Source organism: Kitasatospora sp. NPDC058184, assembly GCF_042883725.1.
In the GTDB taxonomy this organism is placed as follows: Bacteria; Actinomycetota; Actinomycetes; order Streptomycetales; family Streptomycetaceae; genus Kitasatospora.
Genome location: NZ_JBHVVE010000003.1, coordinates 86,771 through 103,912, shown reverse-complemented (window position 1 = coordinate 103,912; position 17,142 = coordinate 86,771). Strand labels below are relative to the sequence as shown.

The 17,142-nt window shown below is 74.3% G+C and carries 18 protein-coding genes; 7 read left to right on the top strand and 11 right to left on the bottom strand.

What is annotated here, in order from left to right:
- Nucleotides 1-38: 38 nt before the first annotated feature.
- Nucleotides 39-224 carry a hypothetical protein gene (locus tag ACFVXH_RS06695; protein WP_387820829.1) on the bottom strand — a complete coding sequence of 62 codons (186 nt, stop codon included), beginning with the start codon at nt 222-224 and terminating at the stop codon, nt 39-41.
- A 129-nt stretch (nt 225-353) separates the two neighbouring features.
- Nucleotides 354-767, bottom strand: a complete 414-nt coding sequence (locus ACFVXH_RS06690; protein WP_387820827.1) for a hypothetical protein — start codon at nt 765-767, stop codon at nt 354-356.
- A 181-nt stretch (nt 768-948) separates the two neighbouring features.
- Here ACFVXH_RS06690 and ACFVXH_RS06685 point away from each other — a divergent pair, with 181 nt between their 5' ends.
- Complete coding sequence (locus ACFVXH_RS06685; RefSeq protein WP_387820824.1) at nt 949-1,290, top strand: ASCH domain-containing protein; 342 nt, start codon at nt 949-951, stop codon at nt 1,288-1,290.
- A 288-nt stretch (nt 1,291-1,578) separates the two neighbouring features.
- Entirely contained in the window at nt 1,579-1,917 is a 339-nt protein-coding gene (locus tag ACFVXH_RS06680; RefSeq protein ID WP_380779660.1) for a hypothetical protein, read from the top strand.
- A 239-nt stretch (nt 1,918-2,156) separates the two neighbouring features.
- On the opposite strand, the gene ACFVXH_RS06675 is transcribed toward ACFVXH_RS06680, so the two are convergent.
- Nucleotides 2,157-2,819 carry a response regulator gene (locus ACFVXH_RS06675; protein ID WP_375874266.1) on the bottom strand — a complete coding sequence of 221 codons (663 nt, stop codon included), beginning with the start codon at nt 2,817-2,819 and terminating at the stop codon, nt 2,157-2,159.
- A complete protein-coding gene (locus tag ACFVXH_RS06670) occupies nt 2,816-4,153 on the bottom strand; it encodes a sensor histidine kinase (RefSeq protein ID WP_387820821.1) in 1,338 nt (445 codons plus the stop codon). The genes ACFVXH_RS06675 and ACFVXH_RS06670 overlap by 4 nt, the downstream gene beginning before the upstream one ends.
- Nucleotides 4,154-4,509: 356 nt before the next feature.
- On the opposite strand from ACFVXH_RS06670, the gene ACFVXH_RS06665 reads away from it, so the two are divergent.
- From ACFVXH_RS06665 to ACFVXH_RS06655, 3 genes are all read left to right on the top strand, one after another.
- Complete coding sequence (locus ACFVXH_RS06665; protein ID WP_387821636.1) at nt 4,510-6,009, top strand: alpha/beta hydrolase family protein; 1,500 nt, start codon at nt 4,510-4,512, stop codon at nt 6,007-6,009.
- Nucleotides 6,010-6,162: 153 nt separating this feature from the next.
- Nucleotides 6,163-7,086, top strand: a complete 924-nt coding sequence (locus ACFVXH_RS06660) for a hypothetical protein (protein ID WP_387820818.1) — start codon at nt 6,163-6,165, stop codon at nt 7,084-7,086.
- 345 nt (nt 7,087-7,431) lie between these two features.
- Entirely contained in the window at nt 7,432-7,809 is a 378-nt protein-coding gene (locus tag ACFVXH_RS06655) for a nuclear transport factor 2 family protein (protein WP_049660939.1), read from the top strand.
- Between the two features lie 31 nt (nt 7,810-7,840).
- Here the strand turns inward: ACFVXH_RS06655 and ACFVXH_RS06650 are convergent, their stop codons facing one another.
- Both ACFVXH_RS06650 and ACFVXH_RS06645 read right to left on the bottom strand, forming a co-directional pair.
- A complete protein-coding gene (locus tag ACFVXH_RS06650) occupies nt 7,841-8,113 on the bottom strand; it encodes a hypothetical protein (protein WP_380779647.1) in 273 nt (90 codons plus the stop codon).
- 149 nt (nt 8,114-8,262) lie between these two features.
- The gene (locus tag ACFVXH_RS06645; protein ID WP_387820815.1) at nt 8,263-8,649 is read right to left on the bottom strand and encodes a hypothetical protein; all 387 of its coding nucleotides are present in this window, start codon (nt 8,647-8,649) and stop codon (nt 8,263-8,265) included.
- Nucleotides 8,650-8,909: 260 nt separating this feature from the next.
- Here ACFVXH_RS06645 and ACFVXH_RS06640 point away from each other — a divergent pair, with 260 nt between their 5' ends.
- Nucleotides 8,910-10,070, top strand: coding sequence for a DNA gyrase subunit B (locus tag ACFVXH_RS06640; RefSeq protein WP_387820812.1), 1,161 nt, complete (start codon nt 8,910-8,912; stop codon nt 10,068-10,070).
- Nucleotides 10,071-10,149: 79 nt separating this feature from the next.
- Here the strand turns inward: ACFVXH_RS06640 and ACFVXH_RS06635 are convergent, their stop codons facing one another.
- The 3 genes from ACFVXH_RS06635 to ACFVXH_RS06625 form a co-directional block, all read right to left on the bottom strand.
- Complete coding sequence (locus ACFVXH_RS06635; RefSeq protein WP_387820809.1) at nt 10,150-11,787, bottom strand: alkaline phosphatase D family protein; 1,638 nt, start codon at nt 11,785-11,787, stop codon at nt 10,150-10,152.
- 163 nt (nt 11,788-11,950) lie between these two features.
- A complete protein-coding gene (locus ACFVXH_RS06630; protein WP_387820806.1) occupies nt 11,951-13,429 on the bottom strand; it encodes a multicopper oxidase family protein in 1,479 nt (492 codons plus the stop codon).
- A gap of 160 nt (nt 13,430-13,589) precedes the next feature.
- Nucleotides 13,590-14,096, bottom strand: a complete 507-nt coding sequence (locus ACFVXH_RS06625; RefSeq protein WP_387820803.1) for a hypothetical protein — start codon at nt 14,094-14,096, stop codon at nt 13,590-13,592.
- A 149-nt stretch (nt 14,097-14,245) separates the two neighbouring features.
- Here ACFVXH_RS06625 and ACFVXH_RS06620 point away from each other — a divergent pair, with 149 nt between their 5' ends.
- Nucleotides 14,246-15,145, top strand: a complete 900-nt coding sequence (locus tag ACFVXH_RS06620) for a LysR family transcriptional regulator (RefSeq protein ID WP_387820800.1) — start codon at nt 14,246-14,248, stop codon at nt 15,143-15,145.
- Nucleotides 15,146-15,194: 49 nt separating this feature from the next.
- Here ACFVXH_RS06620 and ACFVXH_RS06615 read toward each other — a convergent pair whose 3' ends face one another.
- Both ACFVXH_RS06615 and ACFVXH_RS06610 read right to left on the bottom strand, forming a co-directional pair.
- Nucleotides 15,195-16,100 carry a neutral zinc metallopeptidase gene (locus ACFVXH_RS06615; protein WP_049655538.1) on the bottom strand — a complete coding sequence of 302 codons (906 nt, stop codon included), beginning with the start codon at nt 16,098-16,100 and terminating at the stop codon, nt 15,195-15,197.
- 164 nt (nt 16,101-16,264) lie between these two features.
- On the bottom strand, nt 16,265-17,101 hold the full coding sequence (locus ACFVXH_RS06610) for a helix-turn-helix transcriptional regulator (protein ID WP_049655543.1): 837 nt from the start codon (nt 17,099-17,101) through the stop codon (nt 16,265-16,267).
- Between the last annotated feature and the right edge of the window lie 41 nt (nt 17,102-17,142).

Genomic DNA, 17,142 nt, shown 5'->3' with positions numbered 1-17,142 from the left:
CTGGTTCGAAGACGACCGGGACTCCAACGCCGTTGCGTCTACCGGCGGCGGCGTGCTGCAGGCCCGTCTTCCATGACGTGGATCTCGACGGAAAAGGCATGGGTCCGGGCGGTTTGCGGGCGTTCTCCCGCGTTCGGCCCGTACGTGCTCGTCGGGTTCTCGCGGCTGCGGGCCTTGACGCGCCGGCGCCGCGCGGTGGACGGCAGGTTGTCCAGGGCCGTCATCCGGCCGATCGGTCCGAGCAATGGCACGCACCCCCAGCTTCGCAGATTTCCGGAGGTCAGCGACGGTAAAGACGTTCTGCAGGGCGTCCGTCAGCACCGCACAGGAATGAGATGCGACAGTGCCTTCGCTCAGGCTGCGGCTTCGCCGGGGGTCTCATCCTCTGAGGAGTCCTTCGGAAAGAACCACCGGCGAACCAAGGTGTAACCAGGCGGAAGGTTGTTACCCGTCAATTCCTTGTACCTCGCGTTGGCCTCCTCACTGGCATGCTGACCGGCAGGGAGCCTTCGCAGGAAGGGGTCGCGGTCATAGTCGCTGGAGGACCAACGAGTCTGGTCCGTAGCTTCGGGGGCGGAGAGTTGCTCCTGGCCCTCGGCATCCTCGGAGTCCCGCCCCTCGGCGAGACTGGTGACGATGATGGCGAGGGCCACGACGCAGACTGCACCGCCGATGGCGGTGATCTTCGGCTTGTGCTTCCTGTACAGGCTCTTCGCGTTCTCGACGAAGGAGGCGGGCTCGTCACCCTCGGGCGTGGAGTCATTCACGCGCACAGATCTACCGGAACCATCCCTCACCTGTCAGGTGGTTACCACCATAGCCCGATCAAGTGCAGTAACCGCCCTTCGCCGTCGGGGGCCCAGGTCCGACACCCCGGGAAAGGCCTTACCCGGACACCCAGCCGAACTGTCCCTGCCCACCTCGGCATAGAAGCGGAGCACCTGCCCCATGCCCGACCAGGAACGCGTCATCCGGATCCGCCGCCCCTACCTCGACCTGATCTCCGCCGGCACCAAGACCATCGAGGTACGCGTCGGCTACCCCAGCATGCGCAGGATCCATCCGGGACAGACCCTCGTCTTCGAATCCGGCGACGCCCACTGCCGCACCATCGTCACCAGCGTCGCGGAGTACCCGGACTTCGACGCCATGCTCGACACCGAGGCCCCGGAGGCGATCGGCTCCGAGGGGATGAGCCGGGCCGAACTCCTCACCGCCTGCCGCGAGATCTACCCACCCGAGAAGGAGCAGCTCGGCGTCCTCGCGATCCACCTGCGACTCACCCCGTAACCAGGGGACGGCCAGCCTCGCCGCGCAGGAAGTCGGCCGGGCCGACTTCCTGCGCGCGGCGGATGACACCTCCCCGAGGAGTACGCCGCCGGCCCGGCCCTGGCCGTCAAGGAGCTCGGCGCCCGCACCCCTGGCGCGTTCCTCTTCGGATACCGTGACGCTCGAAGAGGTGTTCAGACGGAAGGCGGGATTGTGGCCGGGTTCGAGGTACCAGGGCCGGAGCCGGACTGGCAACCGGCGCCGAGCCCCCCGTACTACACCGGGAAGAACCCCGCCTTCCAAGAGGGCATGTGGGAGTACGCGGCCGCCTCGTTCCGGCTTGTGGCAGGGCTGAAGCCGCCGCTGGAGGCACTGGCGGCCCGCCTGCGGCTGACAGTCGAACGCAGCTGGGAAGATCTGGGAGCCGTCGATGTCGCCATGTTCCGCATCCAGCGCGTGGACTTCGCGCTCAGCCGGCTCGAAGGCGGGGTCGAACCGAGCACGTTCGTGTGGGTGAGCCGGTCCGAGCCGGACGCCGACGCGGCACTGGGGATCCTGCTCGGCGCACTCGGCATCGGCCTTGACGCACTGACGTTCCGCGGTGACATGGAGACGGGTTTCGAACGCTTCGACGGCTCGTCGCGGTAGGCCAGGCCCTGGCTGTGGACCCTGTCGGGCCGCGGCAGTCGCGGCGCAGCCGACGCCGGCGCGGTTCCTGAGTCGATTTCCTACCGGACCCCGGCGGCAGGTGCCGTACGGGTTGCCCCAGGGAGTCGCGTGCCGGTCCTGCGGGGTGGTGGACACCGCCCGGAGCGGCTCGGTGTCCGCGCCGCACGCCTCCAGCCGGCCCCACTGCCAGGGGCGCGGCCCGGCAACCGGGGGGCGGGTCATGTCGGGTGGATGAGGCGGGTTTCGTAGGCGAGGACCACGGCCTGGATGCGGTCGCGGAGTTCGAGCTTGTGGAGGATGCGGCCCAGGTGGGACTTCACGGTGGCCTCCGCGAGGTGCAGGGTGGCGGCGATCTCGGTGTTGGACAGGCCGCGGCCGACCTGGACGAGTACCTCGCGTTCGCGGGTGCTGAGCCGGTTCAGTCGCTCGTCGTGGTCGGGGTCGCGGCCGTCGGGGATGTGCGGGCGGAGGTTGTCCAGGAGGCGGCGGGTGATCCGCGGGGAGAGTACGGCGTCGCCCGCGGCGACGTTGCGGATCGCGGTGAGGAGTTCCTCGGGGCGGGCGTTCTTCAGCAGGAAGCCGGAGGCTCCGGCGTTGAGTCCGGCGAAGGCGTACTCGTCCAGGTCGAAGGTGGTGAGGATGAGCACTCTGCTCTGCGGGGAGGCCGCGATGAGCTGCCCGGTCGCCTCGATGCCGTCGGTTCCGGGCATCCGGACGTCCATGAGGACGACGTCGGGGCGCAGTTCGCGGGCGAGGCGTACGGCCTGGGCGCCGTCGGCGGCTTCGCCGACCGGTGCCATGTCGGGCTGGGCTTCCAGGACGGTGCTGAAGGCCATCCGGAGGAGTGCTTCGTCGTCGGCGATCAGGATGCGGATCGTCATGCGGGCGGCGCTCCGGCGCTGTCGAGGTGGAGGCGGGTGTGGACCCGCCAGCCGCCGTCGGGAAGCGGTCCGGCGTGCAGTGTGCCCCCGTAGGCGGCCGAGCGTTCGCGCATGCCGGGGATGCCGTGGCCGGGCGGCACGACGACGGCAGCGGTGGCGGCGGCGGGCTGGGGCGGGTGGGGGCCGGTGTCGGTGACGTCCACGGTGACGGTCGCGGCCGCGCAGTGGATCCGGACCGTCGCGCGGGTGCCGGCGGGCGTGTGCTTGAGGGTGTTGGTCAAGGCTTCCTGTACCAGGCGGTAGACGGTGAGTTGGGCGGTGGCGGGGATGTGGGCGTGGCCGCCGTGGACGTCGAGGCCGGTGGGCAGCCCGGCGGCGCCCATCTGGTCGGCGAGGGCGGCCAGTTGGGCGATGCCGGGCAGCGGGTGGCGCCGCGCGTCCGGTTCGTCGGTGCGCAGGACGCCCAGCGAGCGGCGCATGTCGGTCAGGGCCTGCCGGCCGGTCTCGGAGATCTGGAGCATCGCGGTGGCGGCCTTGTCGGGCGACCGGTGCTGGGCGTAGACGGCGGCGTCGGTGAGCGCGACCATGACGGACAGGTTGTGGGTGACGATGTCGTGCATCTCCCGGGTGATGCGCGCCCGTTCCTCGGCGACGGCCAGTCGCGCCTGCTGTTCCTGTTCGTGTTCCAGGCGTGCGGCCCGCTCCTCCAGGGCGGCGAGGTAGGCGCGCGTGGTGCGCACGTTCACGCCGAGGACGGCGGCGGCGACGGCCAGCGCGGTGACCGCGACGAAGGGGGTCAGGAACGCGCCGTCCGTCGACCAGCGCAGGCAGGCCAGCACTGCCCCGGCCTCCACGGCGGCGCCGGCGACGAGCGTGCCGCGCCGGCCCGAGTTCGCCGCCACCGTGTAGAGGGCCACCAACAGGGCGACGTCGGCGGGCAGTTGGACATCGGCCAGCCATTGGACGAGGGCCGCGGCCGCCACGGCGGCGAACACCGTGCGCGGGGCCCGGCGCCGCCACAGCAGGGGCAGCGTGAGGGCGGCGGTGAGGGCCGCGGCCACCGGCAGCTCGTGCGGCGCGCGGGTGGTCGCGACGTTGAGGAGCAGGAGCGTCGCCAGCAGGGCGTCCCACGCGGTGGGCGGCAGCCGGGAGCGCCAGCGCGCGGCGACTCTCAGCGGTCGCGCGGCTCGTGCGGCTCGTGCGGCTCGTGCGCAGGCGAGGTCGGCGTAGCCGGTCAGCCGTGCGGCTGTCCTCGCCCACCGGGCCCGCACGCGGACGCGCACCGGCGCCTGGTTCCGGTGGGCGTGGCCGGGTTCGGCGGCCGCCTCGGTCATCGCACGTCCCTGTCGATTCGGCGTCAAGGCGGCCCCGGGTCCGGCACGTCCGGCACGTCCGGCACGTCGGGCACGTCGGGCACGTCGGGCACGGGGACCGTACGCCTGCGCGGCCCCGGGTGCGTGCCGCCGCCCCGGCACGTACCGCGGCCCTGTCACGGTAGGCCGCCGGCCCCGCGCGGCGCATGAGCCCACCGTCTGATCGCCCCGCGCCGGCATACGACCGCAGGAGGAGTCCCGCCACCTCCCGTGGTCGCAGCGCGCCCGCCGCTCCGGCCCGCCCGGCTGCCACCGCGGTCGTACCCGGACCGCCGCGGACCGCACCCCTGGTGGCACGCGGCGGCGACCGGTGGCCGATGCGGCGGCGCGCGCCCGGCGCCGAGCATGGCCAGGTGACCGAGATCATCCCGGGACTGCCCATGTCCCCCCTGGAAATCCTCGCCCTGCTGGCCGCCCTCGCGCTGGTGACGGCACGCTGGCTTCCCCCCGCCGCCCGCCCGCGCGCCACGATCGCGGCGGGGGCGGTCCTCGTGCCGTGCGCGATCGCGCTGGGCGCGGCGGGCGTCCGCTGGCAGCTGCTGCCGGTCCTGGCGGGCGCCGCCCTCGCCTCGCCGTTCGCCCTCGCTCCCCTGCTGCGACCGCTGCGCCGCCGTACCGGACGGCCGGCGTGGCGGGCCCGCTGGTGGCTGGCGCTGCCGGGGTCGGCGGCCTGCGTCGGCCTGATCGCCACGGGCCCGGTGGCCGCCTGGGCCTTTCCCGTGCCGGTGTTCCCCGAGCCGTCGGGCGGCTTCGCGGTCGGCACCCGCGTGGTGCAGTGGACCGACCCGCACCGCCCCGAGACCTTCACCGCCGACCCGAACGACCTGCGCACCGTCGTGGTCCAACTCTGGTACCCCGCGGGGAAGATCCCCGCGGGCGCGCAGCGGGCCCAGTACCTCGGACGCACCGCGCAGGAGGCGCGCACCGTCTCCGGGGCCCTCGCCCGGGGCGTCGGCCTGCCGGGCTTCCTGGTCGACGGTGTCCCGCGCGCCCGCAGCCGTTCGGTCTTCGACGCCCCGGTGGCCGGCGGCGGCGAGCGGTTCCCGGTCGTGCTGTTCTCCCCCGGGTCGGGCGGGGTGCGCACCCAGAACACCGCGTGGGCGGAGGAACTGGCCAGCCACGGCTACGTGGTGGCCGCCCTCGACCACCCGTACGACTCCGCCGCCGTCGTCCTCGCCGACGGCCGGACGATCGGCACCGAGACCGCCTCCAGCGGCGACCGGGACAAGGACGACGAGCTGGCGGCCGGCTGGACGGCCGTCCGGGCCGGCGACCTCGGCTTCGTCCTCACCCAGCTGGACGCCCTGGAGCGCGGCGGGATCGCCGACCCGCTGACCGGACGCCTGGACACCGGCCGGGTCGCGGTGACCGGCCACTCCATGGGCGGCGCCGCCGCCCTGCAGGCGGCCCGGCAGGACCGCCGCTTCGCCGCCGTCGTCGACCTGGACGGCTACCCCCACGGCCCCACCACGCCCGCCCTCGACCGGCCGACGCTCGCGCTCACCCAGGCCATCACCCCGGACAGCGACCCGCGCTACCTGCCCCGCCTCACCGAGGCGCTCGACTCCAGCACCGCGCCGAGCTACCGGCTCACCGTCCCCGGCGCCGCCCACCTCACCTTCATGGACGGCCCCCTGTACCTGCCGCCGGTGCCCTCGCTCGTCGGCACCCTGGGCCGCACCGGGGGCCCGCGCACCGTCGCCGCGGCCACCCTCGCCTTCCTGGACTCCGTCCTGCGGGACAAGCCCGGCGACCCGGCCGGCGCCCTGCGCTCCTACGGCGACCTCACCGTCCACCGCCCGGGCACCCCCGGCTGACGCCGGGTGACGAAGGGCCCCCGTCAGGGCAGTTGTCGCGAACGCCCGTTCTGTGCGTGACCGTTGTGGTACGTTCCGTAATCCAACCGAAAACAGGCGACCCCGGCGGTGCGCTAACACCCCGGGGTCCGGCAACAGGAGCCAACACTCCCGATGCGCGTCCATCGTAGCGCCCCCGTGCGCAACTTCACCGTGCTGCCCAACGCCGTACTCCAGTACCGACGGCTCTCCTACACCGCCCGGGGCCTGCTCGCGGACCTCCTCTCCCGGCCCGACGGCTGGCGCGAGGACGGCCGGCACATGGCCGACACCAGCCCCCAGGGGCGCGGCGCGGTCCGCAGGGCCCTGAAGGAGCTGGCCGACGCCGGGTACTACCGGGTCGAGAAGATCCGCCTGCCCGACGGCACGATCATCACCGAGACCCACGTCTACGACGTCCCTCGGGCCGCAGCGCCGAGTACCACCCGCCCGGTCCCCGGTGGAGCGAGCGCCGGCCGCGCTGACACCCTTTCAAAGGACCGGCACCAAGAACCCTCCCTCCCCGCCGAATCGCCCTCCGAACCGCCCGACGGACCGCCCGACGGGCAAGCGGACGGGCGGCCGGGCGGGCAGTCCGACGAGCAGCTCCGCGAGGCGGTCGCCACGCTGTTCCGGGTGATCCGTCCCGAGCCGCGACTGCGCCTGGGCGAGGCCGAAGCCCGCGCACTCGCGCCCCTGGTCGCCCGGTGGCTGGAACGCGGCAGCACCGCCGCGGACCTCGCCCAGGCCCTGCTGCCGGGCCTGCCCGCCCCGATGCACTCGGCGGTCGCCGTCCTCCGCCACCGCCTGGAGCACAAGCTGCCGCCCGCCCCAAGCACCGTACGAACCGGGGCACTTCGGTACGCCGAGTGCGCGGCGTGCCACGACCCGGTGCCCGAACCCGGCATCTGCGGCCCCTGCGCGGGCCTCGCCCCCCGCCCCGTCGCGGTCGGCGGCGGCGAGGCCGCCACCCGCCCCGGCGCGGCCCGTGCCAGGGCGGCGCTGCGGGCCGCCCGGGCGGCCGGCCCGCACCCGGGCGGCCTTGTCACCTGCCGCTGAGCCCGGAGGCGTGTGCCGCTCCGCCCCCTGCCGGAACCCTTGCGAACACCCTGGAGGCCATGTACCGCTCCCCACCGGGGATTTGCGCGGGCGGGGAGCCCGGTGGCGCGGTTCCGGCGGGCGTGCGGCGCATGCGGTCCCATCACGGGACGGACCGCCGAGTCCTCCGCGGAAAGCCGGTTGGTCACCCACTGGGTCCAGCGCCACCCCGGTTTTCGACACCGGGGCGGCGGCGTGCGGATCGAGGGCGGAAGCCCAGGCGGCACGGGGTGCCGCGTGGGTACTGCCGTCCTGGTACTCGCCCTCTTCCTGATCCGTACGCGCAGCGGCTGGTATTACTGGGGTATGCAGGAAGAGACGGCACGCTCCGCGATCGACACGTTCATCTCCGCGTTCAACGCCTCGGACGACACCTATGTGACGGCCCTGCTCTCCCAGGCCCTGACCTCCGACGTGGTCTTCTGGGGGCCGTTGGGCCGCAGCGAGGGAATCGCGGCGGTCGAGCAGTTCGTGCTGGACATCCGGCGCCACCCGGCGGGAACCGGCACGATGACGCGCTGCTCAGCGGTGGACATGCCCGGCGAGTGGGCCCGCTACCAGTGGGTCTTCACCACGCCGGACGGAGGCCCCCGCCTGGCGGGAACGGACGTCGTCCATCTGCGGCGGAGCCTCATCGACCAGGTCATCGTCTTCGCCGGGGAGATCGAGCCGTCCGCCTCCTGACGAACCGCCCGGGCAGCGCCGCGGGCGGGCGTCAGCGCGGGGAGCCGTAGCGGAGGTCCACGAGGGCGCCGGTCAGGCCGCCGAGCGTGAGGGCGGGGACGACCGCCGACCAGGGGTCCCCGGTCAGCGCTCCGGAGAGCATCACCAGGGCGATGACGGCCGCTGCGACGGCGCGGGCCGGACGTGACCGTGGCAGCAGCGCTACGGGCGCACCGGCGCGGTGCCGTCGGGCCAGTCTGACGGCGAGCAGGACCAGTGCGGCCACCAGGAGCGGCGGCACCATCGCGTGCGTGGAGATCCCCATGGCCTTCGCCCTTCTGGACGGCTGGGTGCGAACATACACCCCCGACTCCCCTGCCCACCGCCCCCGGTGACAGCGAACGGCCCGGCGCCGGGCCGTTCGGCGAAGGATCGGCCGGCCGAGTACGGCGAGGGACCCGGGGCGGCGCCTCGCTACGGGTTGACGGGGCCGAAGATGGTGGTCGGCTTCGGCTGCTTGGGGGTCTCCAGGCTCTGCAGGCAGAGGGTGTACTTGTCGCTGCCGTGCTTGGAGGTGAAGTAGCCGTCGGCGGTGGGGTACTTGCGGCAGGCGTTCTCGCCGTCGGTGGTGTCGTCCTCGCGGCCGACGACGCGGGCCTCGGCCTTCGGGTCGGAGCAGGGGACCACGTCGATGTCGGGGTTGCTGTCGACGACGCCGGGCAGGGCGGCGGTGATCGGGTTGTTGTTGTGGATGCAGTCGCCGGCCTCGGCGAACTCGGGGTCGCGCTTGGCCATGACGACGATCAGCGGGATCAGGACCGCCGGGACGAGCAGGCCAACGATGGCGGGCCGCAGGTACACCGGCTTGCCGGGGTCCGCCGGCGGGCGGGGCGCGAAGAACTTGGATCGGGGGACCTCGGGAGCGCTTGGAACGGCCCCGTACGCGGCCCCGGCGGGGGCGGGGCCGCGCTCCGGCGGGCGTCCGGGACCCCTGCGGCGGGCGCCCGCGGGCAGGCGCTCACGCGCCCGCCTGCGCCCTCGGCAAACAGGCTCTGACCTGGCATTATGCCGAAATTCGCCTAGGCTGTTGAGCTCTGCCGGACACCTTCGGAGGGGACATCGTGAACGAGGAGAAGACCGGGTACGAGGCCGCCCGCATCCAGGTGTGGGAGGGCCTGGAAGCCGTACGGAAGCGGCCCGGGATGTACATCGGCTCGACCGGTGAGCGCGGCCTGCGCCAGCTGGTGTTCGAGGTCGCCGACCGGGCGGTGAGGGAGGTCCTGGCCGGACGCGCCGGCCGCGTCGAGGTCACCCTCACCTCCGACGGTGGCGTGCGCGTCGCCGACGACGGCCCGGGCGTCCCCGTCCGCGGGGCGGAGGGCACCGGTGAGCCCGACCTCGACACCCTGCTGACCCGTCTGAACGCCGGAGCGGGGCCCGGTGGCGGCCGCCGCGACGTGGCGCTCGGGCACTGGGCCGCGGGCCCGGCCGCCGTCAACGCCCTGTCGAGCCGGATGACGGCCGAGGTGCGGCGCGAGGGGGTGCGCTGGGAACGGGAGTACGCGCGCGGCACGGCCGTCACCCCGCTCACCGACGCGGGCCCGGCGACCGGCAGCGGGACCGTCCTCACCTTCTGGCCGGATGCCGAGGTCTTCGGGACAGCGCTGCTCTCCTTCGACGACCTGGCGGACCGATTCCGTGAACTGGCCTTCCTGAACCGCGAGTTGGACATCTCACTGACCGACCGGCGCGGGCCCGGCGAGCCCAGGTCCGAGCGGTTCCACTCCCCCGGCGGGGCACAGGACTTCGTCGCATTCCTCGACAACCGGGACGCGGCGCCCGCCGCCACGGACACCGTCGCCTTCGAGGGCGAGGACCCGCAGATGGCGGGGACGGTGGAGGTGGCCCTGCGCTGGCGCGCCGGCGGCGAGGAGCGGGTCCGGAGCTTCGCCAACAGCCGGCCCACCCCGCGCGGCGGCACCCACGAGGCGGGCTTCCGCGACGGGGTGGCGGCCGCGCTCGACGCGTACGCGCGCAAGCGGCTCCGGCCGGCCCCGGCGGAACCCGGCCTGAGTGCCGGGCAGGCCTGGGCGGGCCTGACGGCGGTCGTGTCGGTGAAGCTCGACGAGCCCGAGTTCCACGGCTCCACCCTGGACGTGCTCGGCAACACCGCCGTGCGCGCCTGCGTCGCCGAGGCCGTCCGACGCCACCTGGACGCCTGGCTGGAGGAGCACCCGCAGCAGGCCGCGGCCGTCGTCGAACGCCTCGTCCGGGGCGCCTGAGCAGCACCCGGCCCGCCTGAGCGGCACCCGGCCCCGCCGCCTCCCTCAAGGCGGCGGGACCGGGGGGCCAAGGGCCCTGTCAGGCCGGGCGGATGCCCGGGTTGCCGGCCTCGGTGGTGAAGGAGGCGGCGGTGGACAGGGTGCCGCCGGGGCGGGTGATGTGGGAGACGACGCGGTAGTCGGCGCGGGCCCGGTGGCGGTCCAGGGTGAGCACGGTGTAGCCGCGGCGCCCGTCGTAGAACTTCATGTGCGGGTTGGCCGCCATGAGGTTGCCCCAGTTGGACGGCTTCTCCTCGCCGTCGCCGTCGCTGCTGATCGAGGTACCGACGAACTCCACGCCCACCGTGCGGGAGTTGGGGTCGTTGAAGTCGCGCTTGACGTCCAGGGCGTAGGCCACGTGGACGTCGCCGGTGAGCAGCACCAGGTTCTTGACGCCGGACTGGTCGACGGCCTTCAGGAAGCGCTCGCGGGCGGCGGGGTAGCCGTCCCAGGCGTCCATGGAGAGCTTGGAGCGCTCGGCGGTGGTGTTCTTGCGGCGGGAGAAGACGACCTGCTGGGGGATGACGTTCCAGGTGGCCTTGGAGTGGCGCAGGCCGTCGGCGAACCAGCGTTCCTGGGTGGCGCCCATGAGGGTGCGCTTGGGGTCGTCGGACTCGGGGGTGGGGTACTGCCAGCCGTCGCCGTTGGCCTGGTCGTCGCGGTACTGGCGGGTGTCGAGGATGTCGAACTGGGCCAGCTGGCCGTAGTGGACGCGCCGGTAGAGGGTCAGTTCGGTGCCGCGGGGCTGGGGCATGCGCAGCGGCTGGTTCTCCCAGTAGGCGCGGTAGGCGGCGGCGCGGCGGGCGACGAAGGGGGCCGGGTCCTGGTTCTTCTCGGGGATGCCGGCGGCGTAGTTGTTCTCGACCTCGTGGTCGTCCCAGGTGACGTACCAGGGGTGGGCGGCGTGGGCGGCCTGGAGGTCGGGGTCGTTCTTGTAGAGGGAGTAGCGCAGCCGGTAGTCCTCGAGGGTGGTGGTCTCGTGGTTGAAGTGGGCGGCGAGGGTGCGGTCGGTGTACTTGCGGTCGCCGCCGGCGGCGTCGATGCCGTACTCGTAGATGTAGTCGCCGACGTGGAAGACGGCGTCCAGGTCCTCGCCCGCGAGGTGGCGGAAGGCGGTGAAGTAGCCGTCCTCGTAGGCCTGGCAGGAGACGAAGGCGATGCGGGCGCTGTCGAGCTTGCGGCCGCGCGGCGGGGCGGTGCGGGTGCGTCCGACGGGGCTGGCCCAGGTGCCGACGGTGAAGCGGTACCAGTAGGTGCGGGCGGCGTCGAGGCCGTCGACGTCGACGTGGACGGCGTAGTTGAACTCGGCGTGGGCGCGGGCGGTGCCGCGGCGCTCGACGCGGCGGAACTTCTCGTCGCGGGCGATCTCCCAGCCGACCCGGACGGAGCCGGTGGGCGGCAGGCCGGCGCCGGGCTCCAGCGGGCGGGGGGCCAGGCGGGTCCAGAGCACGACGGCGTCGGAGGTGGCGTCGCCGGAGGCCACGCCGAGGGTAAAGGGATCGCCGCCGATGGCGCGCGGGGCGATCTCGTTGTCGGCGGCGTGCGCGGAGGGCAGGTTGACGCTGAAGGCGAGCGCGGCGGCGGCCGAGGTGACGGTGAGGAAGCGGCGCCGGTCCAGGCGGGAGGCGGCCTCGCGCAGCATCCGGTCGGGCGTGGGGTGGTCGTCGGGGCGGGTCATGGGGGTGGTGGCCTTTCGCTGCTCGGGGGGTGTGCGAAGGGAATTGGAGTGGACCGCCCGGTACGGCGGGGGTCGGGATTCCGGCAGCAGAGTGATCATCCGGTGCGAGAGCCGTGAAGGTCCGGCAGTTCCGGCGGATCCCCCCGAACAGGGGTGAAAGGGATCAGACGACTTCCAGGTTGGCCATCATTCCCATGTCCTCGTGCTCGGCGTTGTGGCAGTGGAAGAGGTAGCGGCCGCGGTAGCCGTCGAAGCGGGTGATGATCTCCGCGGACTCCCCCGGGCGCAGCGAGACGGTGTCCTTGAGGCCGGCATCGTGGGGCAGTGGGGGTCTGCCGCCGCGGGTGAGGATGCGGAAGCCCACGAGGTGGAGGTGGACGGGGTGGTGGACGTCGGCGATCAGGCGCCAGATCTCGGTGTCGCCGAGGGGGACGGTGACGTCGGTGCGGGCGGGGTCGAAGGGGCGGCCGCCGATGAGCCAGCCGTGGCCGCCGTTCATGCGGCCGGCGCGGAAGGCGAAGTCCCGTGTGCGGACGGCGTCTTCGCGCCGCCAGTCGGGCAGGTCGGTGGCGAGGCGGGGCGGGATGCGGCTGTCGTCGGCGGGGGCGGGGCGGGCGATGCGGAAGGCCATGACGTCGCGGGTGCGGCCGGTGCCGAGGCGGTTGACGATCCGGACCAGGGAGCCGACGGGGGCGGCGGCGAAGTCGACGACGAGGTCGTAGCGTTCGGCGGGGGCGATGGGCAGGCTCCGGTGGGTGACGGGGGCGGCGAGCAGGCCCTGGTCGGCGCCGATCTGGACGAGGTCGAGGCGGCGGCCGTCCTCGGTGCGGGCTTCGAGTTCGTAGTGGCGGGCGTTGGAGGCGTTGAGCAGGCGCAGGCGGTGGCGGGCGGCGTCGGTCTCGTGGACGGGCCAGGGGGCGCCGTTGACGAGGACGACGTCGCCGAGGACGCCGGCGAGGTGGGGTTCGGTGACGCCGGGGCGGTCGCGCAGGGCGGGGTCGAGGGAGGGGTAGGTCAGGGCGCCGTCGGCGGTGAAGGCGCGGTCGGTGATCATCAGGGGGATCTCGTGGGGGCCGGCGGGCAGGCCGAGGGCGTCCTCGGCGTCGTCGCGCACGATGTGCAGGCCGGCGAGGCCGCGCCACAGGGCGGGGGCGGTGAAGTCCATGCGGTGGTCGTGGTACCAGAGCAGGGTGGGGCGCTGGTCGTTGGGGAAGGTGTAGTCGCGTCGCAGGCGGCTGGTGACGGCGCGGGGGTCGGTCATGCCCGTACCCGTGCCGCCGCCGTGGCCGCCCGCGCCGTCCATGCCGGGCATGCCGGGCATGCCGGGCATGGTCTGGGGGGTCTGGGGCCAGGCGGCGGGCAGGACGAGGTCGGTGGGGTAGCCGTCGGAGTCCGCGGGGGTGCGGCCGCCGTGCAGGTGGACGACGGTGGGCACCGGCAGTTCGTTGCGGTGGGTGACGGTGACGGGCCGGCCGCGGCGGGCCTCGATGGTGGGGCCGGGGAAGGAGCCGCCGTACGTCCACAGCGGGGTGCGCAGGCCGGGCAGGATCTCGGCGCTGGTCTCGCGCTGGACGATCTCGTAGCGGTCGGTGCCGCCGTCGGTGGAGACGGGCCTGGCGACGGCGGGCAGCGGCAGCGGCACCTGGTAGGGGGGCGGCAGGGCGGCGGCGCTGCGCAGTTCGGCGCCGGTGGTGGCGGGGCGGCGGGCGAGGGCGGCGGCGCCGGCCAGCGAGGCGGTGGCGAGCAGGCCGAACGCTCCGCCGATGCCGAGGATTTGACGGCGCGTCAGGTTGCCGTGGGGTTCAGGCGCGGTCGTCGTCCTCCCGGCGGAGGGGCCGGCGCGGGGGCAGCGGGGTGCGCCACAGGGCGGTGGTGAGCACGGCGAGGCCGGCGATGGTCGCCACGCCCAGCGGCAGGTGCAGCCACAGGGCGCCTTCCGTTCCGGCGACGTACTGCGCGGTCTCGGCCGCGACCGCGGCGAGGGTGGCGGCCGCCGGCCAGGAGCGGCGCAGCCGGATCCACACCACGAGGGCGGCGACCAGCTGCAGGTAGCCGAGGGCGGTGACGGCGTTGGCGCCGACGGTGTGCCAGCCCAGGGCGTCGTAGTCGCCGCTGAGGTAGACGCCGGCGAAGACGGGCTGGCCGAAGGCGGCGGCGGTGTGGACGGCGGCCACGGCGCGCAGGGTCCGTCCGGCGGGCCCGGCCCGCTCCCCCGCCCCCGGGTCGGTCCCCGCTCGCGGCCCGGTCCGCTCCCCTGTGGCGGACCGGGCCTCGGGCTCCGGTGGGGTCTGGTGGGCGGCGGTGGCCATGGCGCGGGGTCCTTCCTCGTACAGGGCGTCCGGGCCGGCGCACCGCTGCGGGCGGTGTGCGGCCCGTCCCTGACGCTATGTCCGCCCGGCTATCCTGTCTAAGATCAATAGTGCTATGGCGTTATGACCGCTGGGGCATGGGGGCTTTCGTGGACCTGAACACGCTCGCGCAGTTCCTGGCGGTGGCGCGGCTGGAGCACCTGAGCCGGGCGGCGGAGGAACTGCGCGTCGCCCAGCCGTCGTTGAGCCGCTCCATCGCCCGGCTGGAGGCCGAGCTGGGCACCCCGCTGTTCGAGCGCGGCGGGCGGCTGCGGCTGAACGCGGCCGGGCAGCTGTTCCGCGGCTACGTCGAGCGTTCGCTCGGCGAGCTGGAGGCGGGACGGCGGGCGGTGGCGGAGGCCGCCGGGCAGGGGCTGGGCACGGTGCGGCTGGCCTCGGAGACCTTCCTGGCCTTCAGCGGGCCGCTGGCCGCGTTCAAGCGCGGCCACCCGGGGGTGGAGGTCGAACTGCACCAGCTGCCCGCGCGGGAGACGGCCCGGCGGCTGCGGGCCCAGGACGTCGACCTCGCCGTCGTCTCCCAGCCGATCACCGCCGAGGGCCTGGAGTCGGTGCTACTGCTGGACGAGGAGGTGGGGCTGGCCGTCGCCCCCGGCCACCCGCTGGCCGGGCGCACCGCGGTCGGCGTCGACGACCTCGCCGACCAGCCGTTCATCGCCGCCCGCCCCGGGCACTGGCAGCGCCGCCTGCTGGAGCGGCTGTTCGCCGCCCGCGGCCTGGAGCCGCGGATCGTCTGCGAGAGCGACGAGGCCGGCGCCATCGCCGAGCTGATCAGCGCGGGCCTGGGCATCGGCCTGGTGCCCGCGCTCTCCCGGCGCACCGCCACCCGCCTGCCGCTGGTGTGGGTCGGCGTCGACGACCCCGACTGCCGGCGCTCCCTGACCCTGTTCTGGGCCGCGGACACGCGCCTGCCCGCCGGCGCCATCCGGCTGCGCGAGGCGATCGCGGGCTGGGACTGGGCGCGGAGCGGGCAGGCGCAGCGGGGCTTCTGACGACGGGCCCGCGGGCGGACGTCGCGGCCGGTCCTCGCGGGCGGTGGTGCTAGAGCTTGGCGGCCGAGAAGGTGTCGCACTGAGCGAAGTCGCCGCCGCGGTAGCCGGTGGTGAACCAGGCCTTGCGCTGCTCGGCGGAGCCGTGCGTCCAGGCCTCCGGGTTGATCCGGCCGGTGGCCTGCTGCTGGATGCGGTCGTCGCCGACCGCGGCGGCCGCGTCCAGGCCCTGGGCGATGTCCTGGTCGGTGAGCGAGGCGATCAGCGGACGGCCGGTGGAGGCCTGCGGGGTGGTGGTGGCGTGGTGCGCCCACACCCCGGCGTAGCAGTCGGCCTGCAGCTCCAGGCGCACCGAGCCGCTGGCGGCGCCCTGGCGGTCGTTGCCGACCTTCTGCATGGCGCCGGTGAGGGTCTGGATGTGGTGGCCGTACTCGTGGGCGACGACGTAGGACTCGGCGAACGGGCCGCCCTTGGCGCCGAAGCGGGCGGACAGCTCGTTGAAGAAGCCCAGGTCGAAGTAGGCCTTCTTGTCGCCGGGGCAGTAGAACGGGCCCACCGCCGAGGTCGCCGGCCCGCAGGCGGTGGAGACCTGGCCGGTGAACAGCACCGTCTCGGCGTTCTTGTACGGGATCTTGGCGGCGCGCGGCAGCTCGGTGCGCCAGAACTCCTGGAGGCTGTTGGTGACGGCCACGATCCGGCAGTCCTGGCGCTTGTTGGCGTCGGCGCCGGTCTTGCAGGCCTGCTGCACCTCGCCGGCGGTGCGGGTGCCGGTGGAGGAGTTGGAGGAGCCGGAGCCGGAGGACAGGCCCAGCAGCTGCGGGTCGACGCCGAGGACGACCGCGAACAGCACCGCGAGCAGGCCCACGGCCCCGCCGCCGATGGCGACCTTCCCGCCCGGGATGCCGCGCCGGTCGTCCACCTGCGAGGTGTCGAGGTCGCCCTGGTCGTCGAACTGCATGTGCCCCTGCCTGCCCGCTTCTGTCGGTCTCTGGCGATCGGTCGATCTGTCGGTCGGTCGCTTTGTGCGCTCTGGTGACGGTCTGTGCCGTCACGGCCCGGCCCAGCCTACGGGCCCCGGCCCGCCTCGTCGCGCAGCGGGGCCTTCCGATGCCGGTGCGGGCGTCAGGCGGGGGCGGGGGCGCCGACGACGCGCAGCAGTTCCAGGCGGGAGGCGGAGTCGCTGCCGGGCGCGGCGGTGTGCACCAGCAGCAGCTGGTCCTCGCCGCCGGCGGCCAGCACCTCGCACTCCAGGTCCAGCGGCCCCACCACCGGGTGCAGGAGCCGTTTGCGGCCGCTGCGCCGCCGGGCGACCTCATGGCGTTCCCAGTAGGCGGTGAACTCGCTGCTGTCTGCGAGGAGTTCGTCGAGGAGTTCGGCGGCGCGGCGGTCGCCGGGGCGGGCGGTGCGGGCGGCGCGCAGGGCGGCGACGTGGGCGCGGGCGAGGTCCTCGTGGTCCTCGGCGGGGAACAGCGTGCGGGTGCCGGGGTCGGTGAACCAGCGCAGCAGGAGGTTGCGGCGCTCGGGCGCCAGGGCGGTGTGGTCCCCGAACAGGGCGGCCGACATGGCGTTCTGCGCGAGGACGTCGCCGAGGTCGGAGACCACCTGGGCGGGCGTGTCGTGCAGCCGGTCGAGGATGAGCAGCAGTCCGGGGCGCACGTGGCCGAGCGGGCCGTGCCGGCGCGGGGGCTCGTGCCCGGCGAGGCGGAACAGGTGGTCGCGTTCGTCCTCGCTCAGCCGCAGGGCCCGGGCCAGGGCGGCGAGCAGCTGCGGTGAGGGCTGGGGGCCGCGGCGCTGTTCCAGGCGCGCGTAGTAGTCGACGGACAGCCCGGCGACCTGTGCCACCTCCTCCCTGCGCAGTCCGGGTGTGCGCCGCCGCGCCCCGGGCGGCAGCCCGAGGTCGGCGGGGGTGAGCCGGGCCCGGGCCCGGGTGAGGAAGTCGGCCAGCGCCGTTCGGTCGATCATGCCCCCAGCATGGCCCGCCGGGGCGCGGCGCAGCCAGG

Coding starts and splice junctions, on each gene's coding strand:
- ACFVXH_RS06665 (WP_387821636.1), top strand. CDS start 4,510: ATGCGGCGGCGCGCGCCCGGCGCCGAGCATGGCCAGGTGACCGAGATC.
- ACFVXH_RS06675 (WP_375874266.1), bottom strand. CDS start 2,819: ATGACGATCCGCATCCTGATCGCCGACGACGAAGCACTCCTCCGGATG.
- ACFVXH_RS06635 (WP_387820809.1), bottom strand. CDS start 11,787: ATGACCCGCCCCGACGACCACCCCACGCCCGACCGGATGCTGCGCGAG.
- ACFVXH_RS06695 (WP_387820829.1), bottom strand. CDS start 224: ATGACGGCCCTGGACAACCTGCCGTCCACCGCGCGGCGCCGGCGCGTC.
- ACFVXH_RS06670 (WP_387820821.1), bottom strand. CDS start 4,153: ATGACCGAGGCGGCCGCCGAACCCGGCCACGCCCACCGGAACCAGGCG.
- ACFVXH_RS06625 (WP_387820803.1), bottom strand. CDS start 14,096: ATGGCCACCGCCGCCCACCAGACCCCACCGGAGCCCGAGGCCCGGTCC.
- ACFVXH_RS06685 (WP_387820824.1), top strand. CDS start 949: ATGCCCGACCAGGAACGCGTCATCCGGATCCGCCGCCCCTACCTCGAC.
- ACFVXH_RS06650 (WP_380779647.1), bottom strand. CDS start 8,113: ATGGGGATCTCCACGCACGCGATGGTGCCGCCGCTCCTGGTGGCCGCA.
- ACFVXH_RS06660 (WP_387820818.1), top strand. CDS start 6,163: ATGCGCGTCCATCGTAGCGCCCCCGTGCGCAACTTCACCGTGCTGCCC.
- ACFVXH_RS06615 (WP_049655538.1), bottom strand. CDS start 16,100: ATGCAGTTCGACGACCAGGGCGACCTCGACACCTCGCAGGTGGACGAC.
- ACFVXH_RS06680 (WP_380779660.1), top strand. CDS start 1,579: ATGTGGGAGTACGCGGCCGCCTCGTTCCGGCTTGTGGCAGGGCTGAAG.
- ACFVXH_RS06655 (WP_049660939.1), top strand. CDS start 7,432: ATGCAGGAAGAGACGGCACGCTCCGCGATCGACACGTTCATCTCCGCG.